Genomic DNA, 21,146 nt, shown 5'->3' with positions numbered 1-21,146 from the left:
TAGAAATAATAGAAGGTACCTCATTGCCTGAGGTACCTTCACTTATGATGTTTTTAGGGAGGGATACTGTCTTAATGGAACAGTTATCAGTAAACAGAAGGCAGTTTCAAATTCTTCTGCAGCAGATTAATATGACAGATGATACCTTCATGACATACTTTGAACATGGCGAGATTAAAAAGCTGACAATTCACAAAGCTTCTAAATCTTGGCATTTTCATTTTCAATTTAAATCTTTGCTGCCTTTTCAAATATATGACACATTAACAACGAGGCTGACGCAATCGTTTGCCCACATAGCAAAAGTGACATCTTCAATTGAAGTTCAGGATGCCGAGGTCAGTGAAAGTATCGTTCAAGACTACTGGTCACGCTGCATTGAAGAACTGCAGGGCATTTCGCCGCCGATCATCAGTCTTTTAAACCAGCAAAAACCGAAGCTGAAGGGCAATAAACTGATTGTCAAAACCAAAACGGATACAGAAGCGGCTGCGCTAAAGAACAAATACAGTTCCATGATACAAGCAGGCTACCGTCAATTTGGCTTTCCAGATCTTCAGCTTGATGCTGAAATATTTGTATCCGAGCAGGAAGTTCAAAAGTTTCGGGAGCAAAAGCTTGCAGAAGACCAAGAGCGGGCTATGCAGGCCTTGATTGAAATGGAGAAGAAAGATAAAGAAAGTGATGAAGACCAAGCACCATCTGGTCCTCTTGTTATCGGTTATCAAATTAAAGATAACGAGGAAATTCGGACACTTGACAGCATCATGGACGAAGAACGGAGAATTACGGTCCAAGGTTATGTGTTTGATGTGGAGACGCGCGAGCTGAAGAGCGGGCGCACGCTGTGTATCTTCAAAATTACAGACTATACAAATAGTATTTTGATCAAAATGTTTGCACGTGAAAAAGAAGATGCGGCACTGATGAAGTCTCTGAAAAAAGGAATGTGGGTAAAAGCACGCGGAAGCATTCAAAATGATACATTTGTCAGAGACCTTGTCATGATCGCAAATGACGTAAACGAAATAAAAGCAAAAACCCGTGAAGATTCAGCACCTGAAGGAGAAAAAAGAGTGGAATTGCATCTTCATTCCCCAATGAGCCAAATGGATGCTGTTACGGGTATTGGAAAGCTTGTCGAACAGGCGAAAAAATGGGGGCATGAGGCCATCGCTTTGACTGACCATGCTGTCGTTCAATCCTTCCCTGATGCGTATTCTGCGGCCAAAAAGCATGGAATTAAAATGATTTACGGGATGGAAGCGAATCTCGTGGATGATGGCGTGCCAATTGCTTATAATGCCGCACATCGTCTGCTCGAAGAAGAAACATATGTTGTTTTTGACGTTGAGACGACAGGATTGTCTGCTGTATACGATACCATTATTGAGCTGGCTGCAGTAAAAGTAAAAGGCGGAGAAATTATTGATAAATTTGAGGCGTTTGCGAACCCGCATCGTCCGCTTTCCGCCACAATCATAGAGCTGACAGGGATCACTGATGATATGCTACAAGACGCTCCGGATGTCGTAGATGTAATAAGAGATTTCAGAGAATGGATTGGCGATGATATCCTTGTCGCTCATAATGCAAGCTTTGATATGGGATTCTTAAATGTAGCCTATAAAAAGCTTCTTGAAGTCGATAAAGCTAAAAACCCAGTCATTGACACGCTAGAACTAGGACGTTTTCTCTATCCGGAATTTAAGAACCACCGGCTGAACACACTTTGTAAAAAGTTTGATATCGAACTCACACAGCATCACCGTGCGATCTATGATACTGAGGCAACCGCTTATTTGCTTCTGAAAATGCTGAAAGACGCGGCTGAAAAAGGTATTCAGTACCATGATGAGTTGAATGAAAATATGGGTCAGTCCAATGCTTATCAAAGATCAAGACCGTATCATGCAACATTACTTGCCGTGAACAGCACGGGACTTAAAAATTTATTTAAGCTTGTGTCACTTTCTCATATTCATTATTTTTACAGAGTGCCGCGTATTCCGAGATCTCAGCTTGAGAAATACAGGGAAGGGCTGCTGATCGGTTCTGCCTGTGACAGGGGAGAGGTTTTTGAGGGAATGATGCAAAAATCGCCTGAAGAGGTGGAAGATATCGCGTCATTCTATGATTACCTTGAGGTTCAGCCGCCTGAAGTGTATCGTCACTTGCTGGAGCTTGAACTGGTCCGTGATGAAAAAGCGCTGAAAGAAATTATTGCGAATATCACGAAGCTGGGGGAAAAGCTTAATAAACCGGTTGTTGCTACGGGAAATGTTCATTACTTGAATGATGAGGATAAAATCTACAGAAAGATTTTAATATCCTCACAAGGCGGGGCAAATCCGCTGAATAGGCATGAACTGCCGAAAGTGCATTTCAGAACGACAGACGAAATGCTTGAAGCTTTTTCTTTCTTAGGTGAAAAAAAAGCGAAGGAGATCGTAGTCACCAATACCCAAAAGGTTGCTTCTTTAGTTGATGACATCAAGCCGATTAAAGATGATTTATATACGCCGAAAATCGAAGGCGCTGATGAAGAGATCAGAGAAATGAGCTATCAGCGTGCAAGAAGCATTTACGGGGAAGAGCTGCCTGAAATTGTCGAAGCGCGGATTGAAAAAGAGTTAAAGAGTATTATTGGCCACGGATTTGCTGTTATTTACTTGATCTCTCACAAACTTGTAAAACGTTCACTAGATGACGGGTATCTCGTTGGTTCCCGTGGTTCCGTAGGATCTTCATTAGTTGCGACACTTACTGAGATTACTGAGGTAAACCCGCTGCCGCCGCACTATGTTTGTCCTGAGTGCCAGCATTCTGAGTTCTTTAATGACGGTTCTGTCGGTTCCGGTTTTGACCTGCCTGACAAGACATGCCCTCATTGCGGAACGCCTTTGAAAAAAGACGGCCATGATATTCCATTTGAAACGTTCTTAGGATTTAAAGGGGACAAAGTACCTGATATCGATTTGAACTTCTCAGGGGAATATCAGCCGCAAGCACACAATTACACAAAAGTATTGTTCGGGGAAGACAATGTATATCGTGCGGGAACAATAGGCACGGTGGCAGAAAAAACAGCCTACGGTTATGTAAAAGGCTATGCCGGAGACAACAATCTTCATATGCGCGGTGCCGAAATAGATCGGCTCGTACAGGGATGCACAGGTGTAAAACGTACAACTGGACAACACCCTGGCGGTATTATCGTAGTTCCGGATTATATGGATATTTATGATTTTTCACCGATCCAGTTCCCGGCAGATGCCACAGGTTCAGAGTGGAAAACGACTCATTTTGATTTCCACTCCATCCATGACAACCTGTTAAAACTTGATATTCTCGGACACGATGACCCGACTGTTATTCGGATGCTTCAAGACTTAAGCGGAATAGATCCGAAAACAATTCCGACGGATGATCCTGAAGTGATGAAGATCTTCCAGGGAACCGAATCACTCGGTGTGACTGAAGAACAGATTGGCTGTAAAACGGGCACTCTTGGAATTCCTGAATTCGGAACCCGATTTGTCCGGCAGATGCTTGAAGATACAAAGCCGACCACTTTTTCTGAGCTCGTTCAGATTTCAGGCTTGTCTCACGGAACTGATGTATGGCTTGGCAATGCACAGGAGCTCATCCACAATAATATTTGTGAGCTGAGTGAGGTTATCGGCTGCCGTGATGACATTATGGTTTATTTAATCTATCAAGGCCTTGAACCGTCCCTTGCCTTTAAAATCATGGAATTCGTGCGTAAAGGAAAAGGATTAACGCCTGAATGGGAAGAAGAAATGAAAAATAACAATGTCCCAGACTGGTATATTGATTCTTGTAAAAAGATTAAATACATGTTCCCGAAAGCCCACGCCGCGGCATATGTCTTAATGGCAGTCCGCATTGCTTACTTTAAAGTGCATCATGCTCTTTTGTATTATGCGGCTTATTTTACCGTTCGTGCAGATGACTTTGATATTGATACAATGATCAAGGGCTCTACAGCAATCAGAGCGGTAATGGAGGATATAAACGCTAAAGGACTCGATGCTTCACCGAAGGAAAAGAACCTTCTGACTGTTTTAGAATTAGCGCTTGAGATGTGTGAGAGAGGCTATTCATTCCAAAAAGTCGATTTATATCGCTCCAGCGCTACAGAGTTTATTATTGACGGCAACAGTCTTATTCCGCCGTTTAACTCTATTCCAGGGTTAGGGACGAACGCTGCTTTGAACATTGTAAAAGCTCGCGAAGAAGGCGAATTCCTCTCAAAAGAAGATTTGCAAAAGAGAGGGAAAGTATCAAAAACGATTTTAGAGTACTTAGATCGCCATGGCTGTCTGGAGTCACTGCCTGATCAAAATCAATTGTCACTGTTTTAAAATAAAAAAGACACAGTTTTCTTAATTGTGTCTTTTTCTGTTTTGAAAATAATTAAAATATAAACAATTAAGTCGAATGTTAAAGTATAATATTGACATATAAACAAAATATATGTTACATTTCTATTAAAAGGGAGGTGATTGGTTTGGAAAAGGATATTTTTGATTTAGATTTGAAAATTCAAACGAGCAAATCGAATGTAGAACCTAATAGTATTCGACTTACCTTTGGTTGCAGTGGTGGTGTCGCTTCAAAAGCTCTCTGTTCTCGGGCAATGTGTGATGGTATCGTTATTACTAAAAACTATGGGTATTGTGATGCTTAATATTTTGGGTGAAGATAGTATTATCTTCACCTCTTTGGTAAGTTGTTTAATTAAATTTGTTATAAAGAGAGTGTTGTTTATATGAAATCACTAAAGAAAGATAGTTTAAAGAATATAGAGCAGAAATGGTTCTCTTTAGATAGTTTCTTTATTAGAACCCCTACTTTATCTCTAACCTTTCTTGAAAATTATTTACATAAAATGATAAATGGAAAAGAAAGTTACTCTAACTGGGTGAAAGATTTAATTAATAATCCAATTTTTATGGAAGCTATTTATATTGCCAGTCCTTCATTATATGAGAATTTAAAATATTGGAAAAATATAACGGACAAAAAAAGGAAAGAGCAAATAGCAATATCATTAAATAATTATTTATTGCGGATGACCTCTAGAACAACTCCTTTTGGGCTTTTCTCCAGTGTTACTGTTGGAAGATTCGAGAATGAAACCTCAATTAATATAGATCCTCTTGTACATAATATTAAGAAGTGCAACCCAGATATGAATTGGTTATATAAGTTGATAAAAAAATTAGAAAAAGAAAATTCGATTTTTTTAGAGCTTAATGTAAAATTCAACAACTTAGTTGAGAAAGTAGGGAACCGTTATTTTCTTTCCTATAATTCAAAAATTGATTCTGCACGTCAAAATAACATAACAAATGACATAAGCTCAATCATTGTTAGTCCTCCTATTGAAATTATAGAGAAGTTAACACAAGAACCTCTTAAAATAAAAAATATATTAAGGTATTTAAAAAAAGAGTATTCCTCAGTAACTAGCGAGAAAATATTATCTTTAATACACAATTTAGTAGATCAAGATTACTTAATTACAGACTTAAGACCATCTCTGTTGGAGAAATCGCCGTTTAATTATGTGATCAATAAAATTAAAAGTATTGAAAAACAAGATTTACAATATATCCTTCAGGAGTTATTATCAATACAAGCTAAAATAAATTATTATGAAACCTTGCCAATTGGAGAAGGCTTAAATGAAGTCAACGAGATCGAAAAACTAATGAGCAATCTTGTTGTTAGCGATATTTACTTACAAGTTAATTTGAGTTTAAATAATAAAAGTGAGATTAAATTAAGTAATAATGTAAAAAAAGATTTAATAGAACTGACAGAGTGTTTAGAGTACTTTTCTATAACAAATAATAAACCTCGACATCTAAAAAACTATCTAAATGAATTTATAGATAAGTATGGAGAGCATCGCGAGGTTGAATTATTAGAATTATTAAATAATGATATCGGATTAGGATCTCCAGCAAGTTATAAAAATCCTACGAGTACTAGAGAGTTTATCTATAAGAGTAATCAAAAGTTGGAAAACTATTTGTTAAGAAAGTTACTTAATTCTATAAAAGAAAATGAGCAAGAAATTGAAATTACATTGGAAGAACTAAAACATTTAAATAAAGAAAAAAATATAAGTGGCCAAAATAATTTCGTTAAATCGTTTGAAATATTCGGAAATATTGTAGCTGATAATATTGATTCCTTTAATAAAGGAAAGTATACAATATTCCTTAACTCTGAAAACCCAGTTTCTAACTTTGCAGGAAAAGCCGCGGGTAGATTTACTGATCTTTTAAAAGATAAAACTAATGTAAAACAATTCTATGACCAACAAACAATTTGTGAGCATTATATTAATGCCGAAATGAGTTACACCCCTAATAATGGTAAAATAGCCAATATTATGATGGTAGATAATTTTTCCGACTATGAAATTAACCTTAACAACTTTTGTTCTGAGGAAAATGAAACTATTCCAATTGAGGATATAGTTGTCGGCGTAGAAGAGGATTTATTTTATTTTAAATCCAAAAACTTAAATAAGAGAATTAATATTAGCGTAAATAGTCTAGTTAATATGGATATAACTCCAAATGTATTTAGATTTATACAAGAAGCTTCATTATTTAATGATCAATATCTTACAGGATTTAATTGGGGAAGACTAATAGAAAGTGAATTTTTACCAAGAGTTAAATTCAAAAAAACAATATTATCCCCTGCAATGTGGAATTTTAATTTAAGTGATCATATTACGGAAAAACCTAATTATGATGAATGGTTAAAAATTTTTAAAAGATGGGCAAAAAAATGGAGTATTCCTAAAAGTGTATATTTAGTTGAAGGTGATGAAAAATTATTTTTAAATCTAGACGTTCATCTTCACTTGAAAATACTGTATAAAAAAATCCAAAAAATGAAGATTATTAGATTAATCGAAAGTGAAATTAATTTGTCAAAGTCATGGGCACAAGATAGGAATAAAAATAAATATAACATAGAGTTTATTTTTCCTCTCATACAAAATAAAAATAATAATAGTATAGGCAAAACTAAAAAGAATAAACCCATTATTTATACTAATAGTATTCTTACAAAAAAACAAATAGGCAGTGATTGGTTGTATTTCAAATTGTACTTTAATTCATTTAGAGATGAAGAAATAATTGCTGACCATATTCCGTCTTTTTTAAATCAATTAATTAATAATAATCAATTAATTAATAAATATTTTTATGTGCGTTATTTAGATGATAAACCGCATATAAGATTACGAATACAGGGAGACCCCAACATTCTTTTGTCGACTGTATTAATAAAAATGAAAGACTGGACATCAAATCTAATTGAAGGAGGTTTAATTAATAAAATCGAATTATCTTGCTATGAAAGAGAAATTGAACGATATGGAGGACCTGATTTTATAGATATTTGTGAGACTTTATTTTATTATGATAGCATCTGTGTCTCTGAGCTATTCAATTTTTTATCGTATACTACTAATGAGTTATTTGATAAAGAGACAATTGCAGTTCTTAGTGTCATTTTCTACTTAGAAGAAATAGGTTTTGATTATAATCAACAACTTAATCTTTTTGAAAGAATTTTAGAGAATAATAAATTTCCTAAGGAATTTAGATTAAAGAAAGACTATTTAGTTTTCCTATGTAACTCAAATCTAAATTGGAGTAACCTAAGAAAAAGCGAAGATGGAAATAAATTAATTAGTATTTTCGAAAAAAGAAAAAAAATAATTAATCATGCCAGCGAAGAATTTTCTGTTAAAAGCAATTATTTATATAGTCCTACTAAAGATATTTGGTTGAGTATAATTCATATGCATTTAAATAGATTATTAGGAGTGGATAGGGAAAAAGAGAAAAATATTATGCTGCTTGTAAAATATACACTTAAAAATCTTAAATACCAAAAGGGAATACTATGAGTAAATTTTATAATGTTACTTATAAAGAAGTAATTAGTTCTTTTAATAATTGGCCAAAATTATATAAGATTTTTCTTAAGGTAGATAAAATAAGTTTCTTTCAAATCATTATAATTGCTGTTATAAGTGGATTTATTCCACCTTCTTTATTACTTCTAAATCAATCGCTTTTAAATAATTTACAAAGAGAAACACAAATAAATAAAGTATTACTTATTTTCATATTATTAATAGTGGTTTATTTAGTGCAGGTTATCGTTAATCAATATAAACAATATAAAGAGGAGATCTTTGCAAATAAGTTAGCCTATTTTATTAACTTGGAAATTTTAAAGAAAACTAAGATTTTAGAATTACCTGATTTCGAAAACCCTCATATTTATGATCAGATACAAAGAGTAACTTCAGAATCTAGTTACAGACCATTCCAAATTTTCACTGAGATTCTTAATATATTAACTAATATTATAACTATAATTTCAACTTCAATAATTATAATTATTTGGAAATGGTGGGTTGTAATACTCTTGTTTTTAACGCCAATCATATCTTCAATTTTTTTTGTGAAATTAGGGAAAAAGGAATACGAAATAGAATGGGAAAGAACTCCATTAAGAAGAAAAATATACTATTATATTTTTTTGATGACACGTGATTTTAATATTAAGGAAATAAAGCTTTTTAATTTAAGCGATTTATTAATTAGTAGATACGAAAAAATTAACAAGGTTTTTTTAAAAACAGATAAAGAAATGGCACAAAGAAAAATGAAGGTTTCGACAATTTTTGAAACTGTAAACCAATTAATTGTTGGTGGAATAATGTTATATATAATATTAAAAGTATTCTCCAAAGAAATTATGATTGGAACAATGATGGCCTTAATACAGGGGGTTATATCTTCTCAGACAGCTTTGAAAACGTTAATGCAGGGAGTATTCTCTGTTTATGAAAACAATTTGTATGTAAATGATTTCTTTGAATTTGTGAAAAATAGAAAATTGAATAATGATACTAAATTGGAGGAAAAAATCCAACTTACCGAAATAAATAAAATTACTTTTAATAATGTTTCATTTAAATATCCAAATAAAAATAATTATGCCCTTAAAAAAATTAGTTTTGAATTAAAAAAAGGAGAAACAATTGCAATTGTTGGTGGTAATGGCTCAGGTAAGTCTACCTTAATCAAACTTATATGTCGCTTGTATGATGGTTTTGAAGGAGAAATATTAATTAACTCTATACCTATTGAAAAATACTCAATTGAGAGTATTAGGGCTCAGACAAGCATTATTTTTCAGGATTTTATTAAATATGAATTTTCAATAAGGGAAAATATAGGGTTTGGTAATTATAATGAAATGAAGAATCAAGATTTTTTGGAATATGCAGCTTACATTTCTGGTGCAAATAAGATTATAAATAAGTATCCAGACAGATTTGACAGTCAGTTGGGGAAGATGTTTAATAAAGGACATCAACTTTCCGGTGGAGAGTGGCAAAAAATGGCTATATCGCGTGCGATCTTTAAGAAGGCAAGTTTGTATATGATGGATGAACCAAGCTCTGCCTTAGACATTTACTCTGAACAAGAATTATTTATAAAATATAATGAGTTTTTAAAAAATAAAATTGGATTATTTATTACTCATAGATTTAACACAGTGCAACTGGCATCTCGTATTTTAGTAATGAATAATGGAGAAATAATAGAGTGTGGCACTCATAAAGAATTGTTGCAGAATAAAGGTATGTATTATGATCTGTATAATCAACAAAAAAAAGTATTTTATTCAGGCCTATGATCTGAGTAGAATATTTAAAAGTAATAAGTCGATGGATCTGATAATTGAGACATATTATAGTTATCTAGGAGCTGTATTATCATGCTTAACAATTATATCGATAAAATAATAATTAAGACCAGTAAACAAATTTCTGATTTACAACTAGTCTTAAATTTGCAAAGATTAGATGATATATCAGTTGCAAGTGGAATTTCATCAGTATGTATTTTGTTTGCTGAATTAGATTATACTTTTCCAAATAGAGGTTGGGATAGGATAGGACATGAATATCTAATTCATATAAAAAAAAAATTAGAAGGAATGGAAGATTATTCACCGTCATGTCTAGGAGGCATGGGAGGGATAGGTTTTTGTATATTAGCTTTGTCGAAAAATGGAAATAGATACCGTAATTTTCTAACTGATTTTAATTTATACTACTTCGATATAATTAAAAAACATATTGAAGAATTTAAAGACTTGTCGAGCCTACAAAAAAATGATTTATTCTTGTATGAAACAATTTATGGTTTTGCTGGAATAGGAAGATACTTATTGTTCTTCAGGGATCAGAGAGAGTCAAGAGATTTATTAGAAAAAATATTAGTATTAATTACTCGTATGGCTAATAAAAATGTAAATTCATTAGCAGATGAAAAATATGTATTAGACTGTGGGTTGGCACATGGGGTAAGTGGACCGCTTAGCTTACTTTCTCTTAGTTACATTAATAATATAATTGTTGAGGGCCAATTAGATGCGATAAAGAAAATTTCTAATTTCCTTATAAAAACAAAAACTAAGAGCGCTAATGGTTATTTATTTCCCAACGGTATCATTCTTAATGAAAAAAATAAAGATCAAACAGTTGATATAACTACACGAGACGCATGGTGTTATGGTTCTCCAGGAACATGCAGGGCATTGCTATTAGCAAAGGAAGCAACAGGTGACGCGAAATATAGTAACTGTGCGGTTACAGTATTTAAAGATGTTATAAAAAGGAATTTTGAACAGCAAAAAAACTATTCTCCTACATTTTGTCATGGATTAAGTGGATTATTGACGATTACATTCTTATTTAATGAATCAATCAGGGATCCTAAATTTAAATCTTATCAAATATATTTAGTGAAAAAACTTCTTGGTTATTATAATGATAATAATGTTCTTGGATTTCAAAATATCGAAAGGGATAATTTGAATAAGGAGATTGTTAGTGACGAGTTAGGTATTTTGAATGGAGTAACAGGAGTATTACTGACTTTACTTGCATTTAGAAACCAAATGACGTATACACGTTGGGAATCAATTTTACTGCTTAATTAAAGGTTATTTTTAACGAAAAGATTTTGCAATAAAAATATGGTTATGGTATAGTTTTATTGGAAATGCTAACGATTACCGAGGCAAAGAGTGGGGAAACCCGCTCTTTTGTATTGAACAGGAGAATTTTGTCTCGACATGTTCATCGTTTACTTTTTAGCCCCTGCTCTTTTGAAGCAGGGTTTTTATGCAGAGTGACGAGACGAATATGAGATCGACAGCACAAGGAGGAAGAACATGAGCAAAAAAGTGACTGACACCGTTCAAGAAATGGCTCAGCCAATCGTAGACAGCCTTCAGCTGGAACTCGTTGACATTGAATTTGTCAAAGAGGGCCAAAGCTGGTTCCTTCGCGTGTTTATTGATTCCGATGACGGTGTGGATATTGAGGAATGTGCCAAAGTAAGCGAAGCTTTAAGCGAAAAGCTTGATGAGGCAGACCCAATCAGCCAAAATTACTTTCTTGAAGTCTCATCTCCAGGAGCTGAGCGTCCGCTAAAGAAAAAAGCCGATTTCGAAAAATCACTAGGAAAAAACGTATACATTAAGACGTATGAGCCTATTGACGGCGTAAAAGTGTTTGAAGGTGAACTGGCTGAATTTGATGGACAAACAGTGACAGTTGAGATCACGATCAAAACAAGAAAGAAACGGATCAATATTCCGTATGAAAAGATAGCTAATGCAAGATTAGCTGTTACATTCTAATGAATACAAATGTTTTAAGGGGGGAGACCGTTAAATGAGCAGTGAATTATTAGATGCTCTCACGATTCTTGAAAAAGAAAAAGGCATCAGTAAAGAAATTATCATCGAAGCAATCGAAGCTGCGTTAATTTCTGCTTATAAGCGGAATTTTAATCAAGCGCAAAATGTACGGGTGGATCTAAACCGTGAAACTGGCTCCATCCGTGTATTTGCAAGAAAAGATGTCGTTGACGAAGTATACGACCAGAGATTAGAGATCTCAATTGAAGAGGCACAGGGCATCCATCCGGAATATATGGTCGGCGATGTCGTCGAAATCGAAGTTACACCTAAGGATTTCGGGCGCATAGCTGCTCAAACAGCGAAGCAGGTCGTCACACAGCGTGTGCGCGAAGCTGAGCGCGGCGTGATCTATTCTGAATTTATCGACCGTGAAGAAGACATCATGACAGGGATCGTCCAGCGTCTGGATAATAAATTTATCTACGTGTCTTTAGGCAAAATAGAAGCCTTGCTGCCGGTTAATGAGCAAATGCCGAATGAAAGCTACAAGCCCCATGACCGCATTAAGGTATATATCACAAAAGTAGAAAAAACAACGAAGGGCCCGCAGATTTATGTGTCAAGAACACATCCAGGCCTGTTAAAGCGTTTGTTTGAAATTGAAGTGCCTGAAATTTATGATGGAACTGTCGAGCTAAAATCTGTTGCCAGAGAAGCCGGCGACCGTTCGAAAATTTCTGTTCGCACAGATGATCCTGACGTGGATCCTGTCGGTTCATGCGTAGGGCCTAAAGGCCAGCGTGTGCAAGCAATCGTCAATGAATTAAAAGGTGAAAAAATTGACATTGTCAACTGGTCCAGTGATCCTGTAGAATTTGTCGCGAATGCGCTCAGCCCTTCCAAAGTGCTTGATGTCATCGTTAATGAAGAAGAAAAAGCGACAACTGTTATTGTTCCTGATTACCAGCTGTCTCTGGCAATTGGCAAAAGAGGACAAAACGCACGCTTAGCTGCTAAACTGACAGGCTGGAAGATTGATATTAAGAGCGAAACGGACGCAAGAGAACTTGGAATCTATCCGAGAGAACTTGAAGAAGATGATGAGCCGCTCTTTACGGAGCCTGAAACTGCTGAATCGGATGAATAAGAGGTGACTTTAGGTGAATAAACACAAAAAGATCCCATTACGCAAATGTGTAGTGACTGGTGAAATGAAGCCTAAAAAGGAACTGATCCGAGTTGTACGGTCAAAAGAAGGCGAAATCTCAGTAGACCCGACCGGAAAAAAGAATGGGCGGGGTGCTTATTTAACGCTGGATAAAGAGTGCATCTTAGCAGCAAAAAAGAAAAACACTTTGCAAAATCAATTTCAATCACAAATCGATGACCAGATTTTCGATGAATTGCTGGAACTGGCGGAAAAGGTGAAAAAATAAAATGTCTGGAATGGAATGGTTTCCCTTGCTGGGTCTGGCCAATCGAGCTCGTAAGGTCGTGTCAGGCGAAGACTTGGTAATAAAAGAAATCAGGAATGCGCGTGCAAAGCTTGTCCTGCTTACAGAGGATGCATCATCTAACACAGCAAAAAAAGTAACTGACAAGTGCAATTATTATAAAGTCCCTTATAAAAAAGTCGAGAGTCGCGCGGTTCTTGGACGCTCTATCGGTAAAGAAGCCCGTGTCGTTGTCGCCGTCACTGACCAAGGTTTTGCGAATAAGCTGATCAGCTTGCTCGATTAATATTTTTGGGGGTGAACGAATGGCTAAAATGAGAGTATACGAATATGCAAAAGCGTTAAATGTTTCAAGTAAGGAAATTTTGACCGCACTGAAGAACATGGATTTAGAAGTGAATAATCACATGGCCATGCTTGAAGAAAAGGCCATTAAAAAGCTAGATGCCAAATATAAAAAAGGCGGCGCAGCTGCTAAATCTCAAAAGCCAGCAGAAACGAACAAAAACAAACAGCCACAAGGGGTTAATCAGCAATCAGCTGGAAATCAACCAAATAAAATTCGAGACGGAAAGAAGAATGACGTGCAGAATAATCAATTTAACAAAAACAAGAAGAATAACAACAACAAAAAAAATAAACGCAACAACAACAATAATAAAAACCAACATCAGCAAAAGCCTGTAAAGCCGAAAAAAGAGCTTCCTGAGAAAATTACATTCTCTGGCACTTTAACAGTTGGCGCACTTGCTGAAGAGCTTGGCAAAGAGCCTTCAGAAATCATTAAAAAGCTGATGCTTCTTGGCGTAATGGCAACTATTAACCAAGAGCTTGATAAAGACACAATCGAACTCATTGCATCAGAATATGGTGTTGAAACAGAAGAGGTCATTGTGCTTGAAGAAACAGAGCTGGAAAAATACGAAGAGCCTGATAATGAAGAGGATCTTGAAATTCGTCCTCCTGTCGTGACAATCATGGGCCACGTTGACCATGGGAAAACAACGCTTCTTGACAGCATCCGTAAAACAAAGGTTGTTGAAGGAGAAGCAGGCGGAATCACTCAGCATATCGGCGCTTATCAAATTGAAGAGAACGGCAAGAAAATCACGTTTTTGGATACACCGGGCCACGCCGCATTTACAACAATGCGTGCACGCGGTGCAGAAGTAACTGATATTACGATTCTTGTCGTAGCTGCCGATGACGGTGTCATGCCGCAAACAGTTGAAGCGATTAACCATGCAAAAGCAGCAGAGGTTCCAATCATCGTTGCTGTGAATAAAATAGATAAAGAATCCGCAAACCCTGACCGTGTGATGCAAGAACTGACGGAATACGGACTTGTCCCTGAAGCTTGGGGCGGAGAAACCATTTTTGTGCCGCTTTCCGCTTTAACTGGAAAAGGCATTGATGAGCTCGTTGAAATGATTTTGCTTGTCAGTGAGGTAGAGGAACTGAAAGCGAATCCGAACCGTCAGGCAAAAGGAACGGTTATTGAAGCTGAACTCGATAAAGGCAGAGGGTCAGTCGCGACATTGCTCGTACAGACTGGAACACTGCATGTCGGTGATCCGATCGTAGTCGGCAATACATTTGGCCGTGTCCGTGCAATGGTTAACGACATTGGCCGCCGTGTGAAAACTGCCGGCCCGTCAACTCCGGTTGAAATTACCGGTTTGAATGATGTCCCTCAAGCGGGAGACCAATTCCTTGTCTTTAAGGATGAAAAAACAGCTCGTTCTGTCGGTGAAGCCCGTGCTTCGAAACAGCTTGAAGAGCAGCGCAGCGATAAAGCGAAGCTCAGTCTTGATGACTTATTCGAGCAAATTAAGCAAGGTGATGTAAAAGACATCAACCTCATCGTAAAAGCTGACGTTCAAGGATCTGCTGAAGCTTTAACGGCTGCACTTCAAAAAATTGAAGTAGAAGGCGTTAAAGTGAAAATCATCCATACAGGCGTTGGTGCGATTACTGAATCAGACATTATCTTGGCATCTGCTTCCAATGCAATTGTTATCGGGTTTAATGTGAGACCGGACGGAAATGCTAAGAGTACGGCTGAAGCTGAAAATGTAGATATTCGACTTCACCGTATCATTTACAAAGTAATCGACGAGATTGAAGCTGCCATGAAAGGTATGCTTGATCCTGAATATGAAGAAAAAGTAATTGGTCAAGTAGAAGTACGCCAAACATTCAAAGTATCTAAAATCGGTACAATTGCCGGCGGATATGTTACTGAAGGAACCATTACGCGCGACAGCGGCCTCCGTTTAATTCGTGACGGCGTCGTCATCTTTGAAGGCGAAGTAGATGTTCTGAAACGCTTTAAAGACGATGTGAAAGAAGTTTCACAAGGCTATGAATGTGGTATTACAATTAAGAAATACAATGACATTCGTGAAGGTGACATCCTTGAAGCGTTTGTCATGCAAGAAATTGAAAGAACGTGATCGGATTTGCGGAGTGTGAATGCATCATTTATGATGCAGGATCGCTAAAAGAAAAGCGCGCCGTTCTGAAGCGGGTTTTAACCAGGGTTCAAAACAAGTTCAATGTTTCGATTTCGGAGATTGGCTATCAGGACACCTGGCAAAGAACCAGCTTCGGAATCGCCGCTGTTTCTTCCTCTCGCGTTCAAACAGAAAAAGAACTGCAACGCGTCCTAGCGTTTATCGATTCTTTTCCTGAAATTGAACGGACGATCACTAGGACAGAGTGGTTTTAACTTAGAGGTGATTGAATTGAGTATGAGAGCAAACCGTGTCGGCGAGCAAATGAAAAAAGAACTCGGTGATATTATCAGCCGCAAGCTGAAAGACCCGAGAATTGGTTTTCTGACAGTAACGGATGTACGTGTATCAGGTGATTTGCAAATTGCAAAGGTGTATATCTCGGTTCTCGGTGACGAGAAAAAACGGGAAGAAGCGCTGAAAGGGCTGGCAAAAGCGAAAGGATTTATCCGATCCGAAATCGGCAGCCGCATCAGACTTCGAAAAACGCCTGAAATTGAATTTGAGTTCGATGAATCAATCGATTACGGGAATCGGATCGAAACACTGATTCACGAATTACATTCAGAGAAACCATCTGAATAAAAAATGAGAGGATAGGCGTATATCGTCTGTCCTCTTTCTTCGTTTAAAAGAAAAAAGCTCAAAAGAAGGAGTGAAAAGCAAATGGTTAACGGAGTTCTCCTTTTACATAAACCTGTTGGCATGACATCGCACGACTGTGTCATGAAGATCCGAAAGCTGTTAAAAACAAAAAAAGTAGGACATACAGGAACGCTCGATCCGGAAGTGTCAGGCGTGCTTCCGATTTGTGTAGGAAGAGCGACAAAAATAGTCGAATACTTAACTGGAAAATCTAAAACGTATGATGCAGAAATAACGCTTGGCTTTTCAACCACAACAGAGGATCAAACCGGAGAAACGGTGGAAACAAAGCCTGTCAATCACGACATTGATAAAGCGGATGTAGAAAAGGTTTTAAACAGTTTAAAGGGGAAACAAGAACAAATTCCGCCCATGTATTCCGCTGTAAAAGTAAACGGCAAAAAATTATACGAATACGCAAGAGCAGGGATTGAAGTAGAACGTCCGAAACGTATGATAACCATTGAAGACATTGCCCTGACGACAGAGATTAAACATCATGGAGAAACCGCAAGCTTCCGGTTTACAGTGACTTGCTCCAAAGGGACCTATGTAAGGACGCTGGCGGTCATGATCGGAGAAAAGCTCGGATATCCGGCTCATATGTCTCATTTAATCCGTACGGCATCCGGAGATTTTTCTCTCGACGAATGCTTTACTTTTGATGAGCTCGAAGCACAGGCCCAATCCGGAACCGTGGAAGAGCATACAGTTCCTATTGAACGTGCGCTCAATCATTTGCCGAAATGGATCATAAGTGATACATTAGCTAAGAAAGTAGAAAATGGGGCTTTGCTTGAGACGCCCGAGCAGTTTTCTGAAATGACAAGTGAAGACCGTATCGCCGTCTTTACTGAATCCGGAACCTGTTTGGCGATCTATTTCCCTCATCCTGCAAAAAAAGGGCTGTTAAAGCCGGCAAAAGTATTGATGCAAAAAAGCGAACAATAGAAAAAAGGTGACCGTTCTGTGAAGACGATACATATTACACATCCTCATCATTTAATAAAAGAGGAGCAGGCAAAATCAGTGATGGCGTTAGGATATTTTGACGGCGTTCATCTCGGGCATCAAAAGGTAATCGGCACAGCGAAGCAAATAGCCGAAGAAAAAGGTCTGACATTGGCTGTGATGACCTTTCATCCCCATCCTTCTCACGTGTTGGGCAGAGATAAGGAACCTAAGGATCTGATTACGCCTCTTGAAGACAAAATAAATCAAATTGAACAATTAGGTACAGAAGTTCTGTATGTCGTTAAATTTAATGAAGTGTTTGCTTCTCTTTCTCCTAAGCAGTTTATAGACCAGTATATTATCGGCCTTAATGTGCAGCACGCAGTGGCAGGCTTTGACTTTACGTACGGCAAATACGGCAAGGGAACAATGAAGACCATGCCGGATGATTTAGACGGAAAAGCTGGGTGCACAATGGTAGAAAAATTAACGGAGCAGGATAAAAAAATCAGTTCTTCGTATATCCGTACCGCGCTTCAAAACGGAGATGTTGAATTGGCGAATGTCTTGCTTGGACAACCTTATTTTATTAAAGGAATTGTCATTCATGGTGATAAAAGAGGGCGGACCATCGGGTTTCCGACAGCGAATGTCGGTTTAAATAACAGCTATATCGTCCCGCCCACAGGTGTATATGCCGTAAAAGCGGAAGTGAACGGCGAAGTTTACAATGGCGTTTGCAATATTGGCTATAAGCCAACGTTTTATGAAAAGCGCCCTGAGCAGCCTTCCATCGAGGTCAATCTGTTTGATTTCGATCAAGAGGTATATGGAGCCGCTATAAAAATCGAATGGTACAAACGGATTCGGAGCGAGCGGAAATTCAATGGCATCAAAGAATTAACAGAGCAAATTGAGAAAGATAAGCAGGAAGCCATCCGTTATTTCAGCAATTTACGGAAATAACTTGCAACGCACGCAAATTTTATTCTAAAATATTTGCATATAGGCACGATTTTTAGTATGATAGTTTTCGTAGTCTTAAAACCATTGCTTGGCAATCCGAAGTCACCGACGGTTGCTAGGTAACTGGGGCTAAATATGATTTGGAGGTGAAACAGGATGGCAATTACTCAAGAGCGTAAAAACCAACTCATCAATGAGTTCAAAACACACGAATCTGATACTGGATCTCCAGAAGTTCAGATCGCTATCCTAACTGACTCAATTAACAACTTGAACGAGCATTTACGTACTCACAAGAAAGACCACCACTCACGTCGCGGTCTTCTTAAAATGGTAGGTAAGCGTCGTAATCTTCTTACGTATCTGCGTAATAAAGACGTAACTCGTTACCGTGAGTTAATTAACAAACTAGGCTTACGTCGATAATCGTAAAAAGCGGGAGGATTCCCGCTTTTTTATCGTATTAAAGCGAAATTTCTTATAACAAATCATTGAAATCCTTTTACATACTACTTTGACATTGATATGTTCAATTCATTTCGTTCATAATAGGAGTAATTGATTATTTCACACAACGAAGAGAGGAGTTCGTAATTGTATGGGACAAGAAAAACATGTCTTTACCATAGATTGGGCCGGAAGAACGCTTACTGTTGAAACCGGCCAGCTTGCCAAACAGGCAAATGGTGCTGTGATGATCCGCTACGGTGATACAGCAGTACTTAGTACAGCAACCGCTTCAAAAGAACCTAAACCGCTTGATTTCTTCCCTCTTACTGTAAACTATGAAGAAAGATTATATGCGGTAGGGAAAATTCCGGGCGGATTTATTAAAAGAGAAGGACGTCCAAGTGAAAAAGCGGTTCTTGCCAGCCGTTTAATTGACCGTCCGATCCGTCCTTTGTTTGCCGATGGATTCCGTAATGAAGTTCAAGTCATCAGCATTGTCATGAGTGTTGACCAAAACTGCTCTTCAGAAATGGCTGCCATGTTCGGTTCATCTCTTGCACTTTCTGTATCGGATATTCCGTTTGAAGGACCGATTGCAGGGGTTACTGTCGGACGCATTGATGATCAATTTATCATTAACCCGACAGTCGATCAGCTTGAAAAAAGCGACATCAATCTTGTCGTTGCCGGCACGAAAGATGCGATTAACATGGTAGAAGCGGGAGCGGACGAAGTTCCTGAGGAAATCATGCTTGAGGCCATTATGTTCGGCCATGAAGAGATTAAACGCCTGATTGCATTCCAAGAAGAAATTGTTGCAGCAGTCGGCAAAGAGAAATCTGAAATTAAGCTCTTTGAAATTGATGAAGAGCTTAATGAAAAAGTAAAAGCTTTGGCAGAAGAGGATCTGCTGAAAGCCATCCAAGTTCATGAAAAGCATGCCCGTGAAGATGCCATTAACGAAGTGAAGAACGCAGTTGTGGCAAAATTCGAGGATGAAGAACATGATGAAGACACAATCAAGCAAGTGAAGCAGATTTTATCCAAGCTGGTGAAAAATGAAGTTCGCCGCCTGATTACTGAAGAGAAAGTAAGACCGGACGGCCGCGGTGTCGATCAAATCCGCCCGCTCTCTTCAGAGGTTGGCCTTTTGCCAAGAACGCACGGTTCAGGTCTATTTACAAGAGGACAAACTCAGGCCCTCAGCGTATGTACGCTAGGTGCTCTGGGAGATGTGCAAATCCTTGACGGCTTAGGTGTCGAAGAGTCAAAACGGTTTATGCATCATTACAATTTCCCGCAATTCAGCGTTGGGGAAACAGGACCGATGCGCGGACCGGGACGTCGTGAAATCGGACACGGAGCACTGGGTGAGCGTGCGCTTGAGCCAGTTATTCCGTCTGAAAAAGACTTCCCTTATACTGTCCGTCTTGTTTCAGAAGTGCTTGAATCAAACGGTTCTACATCTCAAGCAAGCATTTGCGCAAGCACACTTGCAATGATGGATGCTGGTGTACCGATTAAAGCGCCAGTTGCTGGTATTGCGATGGGTCTTGTCAAATCAGGCGAACATTACACTGTCTTGACTGACATCCAAGGCATGGAAGACGCGCTCGGAGATATGGACTTTAAAGTAGCGGGAACCGAAAAAGGCGTAACGGCCCTACAAATGGACATTAAAATTGAAGGCCTTTCCAGAGAGATTCTTGAAGAAGCGCTTCAGCAGGCGAAAAAGGGCAGAATGGAAATCCTCAACAGCATGCTTGCAACATTAAGCGAATCAAGAAAAGAGCTTTCTCGATATGCGCCTAAGATCTTAACAATGACCATTAATCCTGATAAAATCCGCGATGTCATCGGACCAAGCGGAAAACAAATCAATAAGATCATCGAAGAAACCGGTGTTAAAATTGATATTGAGCAGGACGGCACAATCTTTATTTCCTCTACAGATGAAAGCGGCAACCAAAAAGCGAAAAAAATCATCGAAGACCTTGTTAGAGAGGTTGAAGTCGGCCAACTTTACCTAGGTAAAGTGAAACGGATTGAAAAATTCGGTGCTTTCGTTGAAATTTTCAGCGGAAAAGACGGTTTGGTGCACATTTCAGAGCTTGCGCTTGAACGCGTAGGGAAAGTTGAAGATGTTGTAAAAATCGGAGACGAGATTCTTGTCAAAGTCACTGAAATTGATAAACAAGGACGAGTGAATTTATCCCGCAAAGCGGTGCTCCGTGAAGAGAAAGAAAAAGAAGAACAACAATCTTAAATGAAAACATAAAAGGAGCCTGGGAGACCCGGCTTCTTTATTTTGAAGCTTTTCAAAAGCAGGCGGGTTCTACCTTGTCCTTCTCCTTCATAATGT

At 37.8% G+C, this 21,146-nt stretch carries 16 protein-coding genes; all 16 read left to right on the top strand.

What is annotated here, in order from left to right; translation table 11 throughout:
* The first annotated feature begins 74 nt into the window (after window positions 1-74).
* The 16 genes from M1D94_RS12395 to pnp all read left to right on the top strand — a co-directional run bounded on the left by M1D94_RS12395 (window position 75) and on the right by pnp (window position 21,050).
* The gene (locus M1D94_RS12395) at window positions 75-4,388 is read left to right on the top strand and encodes a PolC-type DNA polymerase III (protein WP_015715890.1); all 4,314 of its coding nucleotides are present in this window, start codon (window positions 75-77) and stop codon (window positions 4,386-4,388) included.
* 146 nt (window positions 4,389-4,534) lie between these two features.
* Window positions 4,535-4,714, top strand: a complete 180-nt coding sequence (locus M1D94_RS12390) for a hypothetical protein (protein ID WP_041850827.1) — start codon at window positions 4,535-4,537, stop codon at window positions 4,712-4,714.
* 81 nt (window positions 4,715-4,795) lie between these two features.
* A complete protein-coding gene (locus M1D94_RS12385; protein ID WP_041850826.1) occupies window positions 4,796-7,972 on the top strand; it encodes a lantibiotic dehydratase in 3,177 nt (1,058 codons plus the stop codon).
* A complete protein-coding gene (locus M1D94_RS12380) occupies window positions 7,969-9,780 on the top strand; it encodes an ABC transporter ATP-binding protein (protein WP_041850825.1) in 1,812 nt (603 codons plus the stop codon). The genes M1D94_RS12385 and M1D94_RS12380 overlap by 4 nt, the downstream gene beginning before the upstream one ends.
* 81 nt (window positions 9,781-9,861) lie before the next feature.
* Window positions 9,862-11,091: a lanthionine synthetase C family protein gene (locus M1D94_RS12375; protein WP_041850824.1), complete on the top strand. Its 1,230-nt coding sequence runs from the start codon at window positions 9,862-9,864 to the stop codon at window positions 11,089-11,091.
* 234 nt (window positions 11,092-11,325) lie between these two features.
* On the top strand, window positions 11,326-11,796 hold the full coding sequence (rimP, locus tag M1D94_RS12370; protein WP_003231915.1) for a ribosome maturation factor RimP: 471 nt from the start codon (window positions 11,326-11,328) through the stop codon (window positions 11,794-11,796).
* Window positions 11,797-11,830: 34 nt separating this feature from the next.
* Window positions 11,831-12,946: a transcription termination factor NusA gene (gene nusA, locus M1D94_RS12365; protein WP_003231912.1), complete on the top strand. Its 1,116-nt coding sequence runs from the start codon at window positions 11,831-11,833 to the stop codon at window positions 12,944-12,946.
* Window positions 12,947-12,959: 13 nt separating this feature from the next.
* The gene (gene rulR / locus M1D94_RS12360) at window positions 12,960-13,235 is read left to right on the top strand and encodes a glucose-induced regulator RulR (protein WP_009967250.1); all 276 of its coding nucleotides are present in this window, start codon (window positions 12,960-12,962) and stop codon (window positions 13,233-13,235) included.
* A gap of 1 nt (window position 13,236) precedes the next feature.
* Window positions 13,237-13,539, top strand: coding sequence for a YlxQ family RNA-binding protein (locus M1D94_RS12355; protein WP_003220946.1), 303 nt, complete (start codon window positions 13,237-13,239; stop codon window positions 13,537-13,539).
* A gap of 19 nt (window positions 13,540-13,558) precedes the next feature.
* Window positions 13,559-15,709, top strand: a complete 2,151-nt coding sequence (gene infB / locus M1D94_RS12350) for a translation initiation factor IF-2 (RefSeq protein ID WP_014479801.1) — start codon at window positions 13,559-13,561, stop codon at window positions 15,707-15,709.
* Window positions 15,706-15,984, top strand: a complete 279-nt coding sequence (locus M1D94_RS12345; RefSeq protein WP_003231905.1) for a DUF503 domain-containing protein — start codon at window positions 15,706-15,708, stop codon at window positions 15,982-15,984. The genes infB and M1D94_RS12345 overlap by 4 nt, the downstream gene beginning before the upstream one ends.
* Window positions 15,985-16,000: 16 nt before the next feature.
* Window positions 16,001-16,354, top strand: coding sequence for a 30S ribosome-binding factor RbfA (rbfA, locus tag M1D94_RS12340; RefSeq protein WP_009967251.1), 354 nt, complete (start codon window positions 16,001-16,003; stop codon window positions 16,352-16,354).
* An 81-nt stretch (window positions 16,355-16,435) separates the two neighbouring features.
* Window positions 16,436-17,365, top strand: coding sequence for a tRNA pseudouridine(55) synthase TruB (gene truB, locus M1D94_RS12335; RefSeq protein ID WP_169037512.1), 930 nt, complete (start codon window positions 16,436-16,438; stop codon window positions 17,363-17,365).
* 18 nt (window positions 17,366-17,383) lie between these two features.
* Window positions 17,384-18,334 carry a bifunctional riboflavin kinase/FAD synthetase gene (gene ribF / locus M1D94_RS12330; RefSeq protein ID WP_015252082.1) on the top strand — a complete coding sequence of 317 codons (951 nt, stop codon included), beginning with the start codon at window positions 17,384-17,386 and terminating at the stop codon, window positions 18,332-18,334.
* A gap of 156 nt (window positions 18,335-18,490) precedes the next feature.
* Window positions 18,491-18,760 carry a 30S ribosomal protein S15 gene (gene rpsO, locus M1D94_RS12325; protein WP_003220957.1) on the top strand — a complete coding sequence of 90 codons (270 nt, stop codon included), beginning with the start codon at window positions 18,491-18,493 and terminating at the stop codon, window positions 18,758-18,760.
* 172 nt (window positions 18,761-18,932) lie between these two features.
* Entirely contained in the window at window positions 18,933-21,050 is a 2,118-nt protein-coding gene (gene pnp / locus M1D94_RS12320) for a polyribonucleotide nucleotidyltransferase (protein WP_003231897.1), read from the top strand.
* Window positions 21,051-21,146 lie beyond the last annotated feature (96 nt).

The sequence above is a fragment of the Bacillus sp. JZ109 genome, from assembly GCF_053903135.1.
The sequence above is the reverse complement of the archived record's forward strand: the minus strand, read 5'-3'. Positions and strand labels throughout refer to the sequence as shown.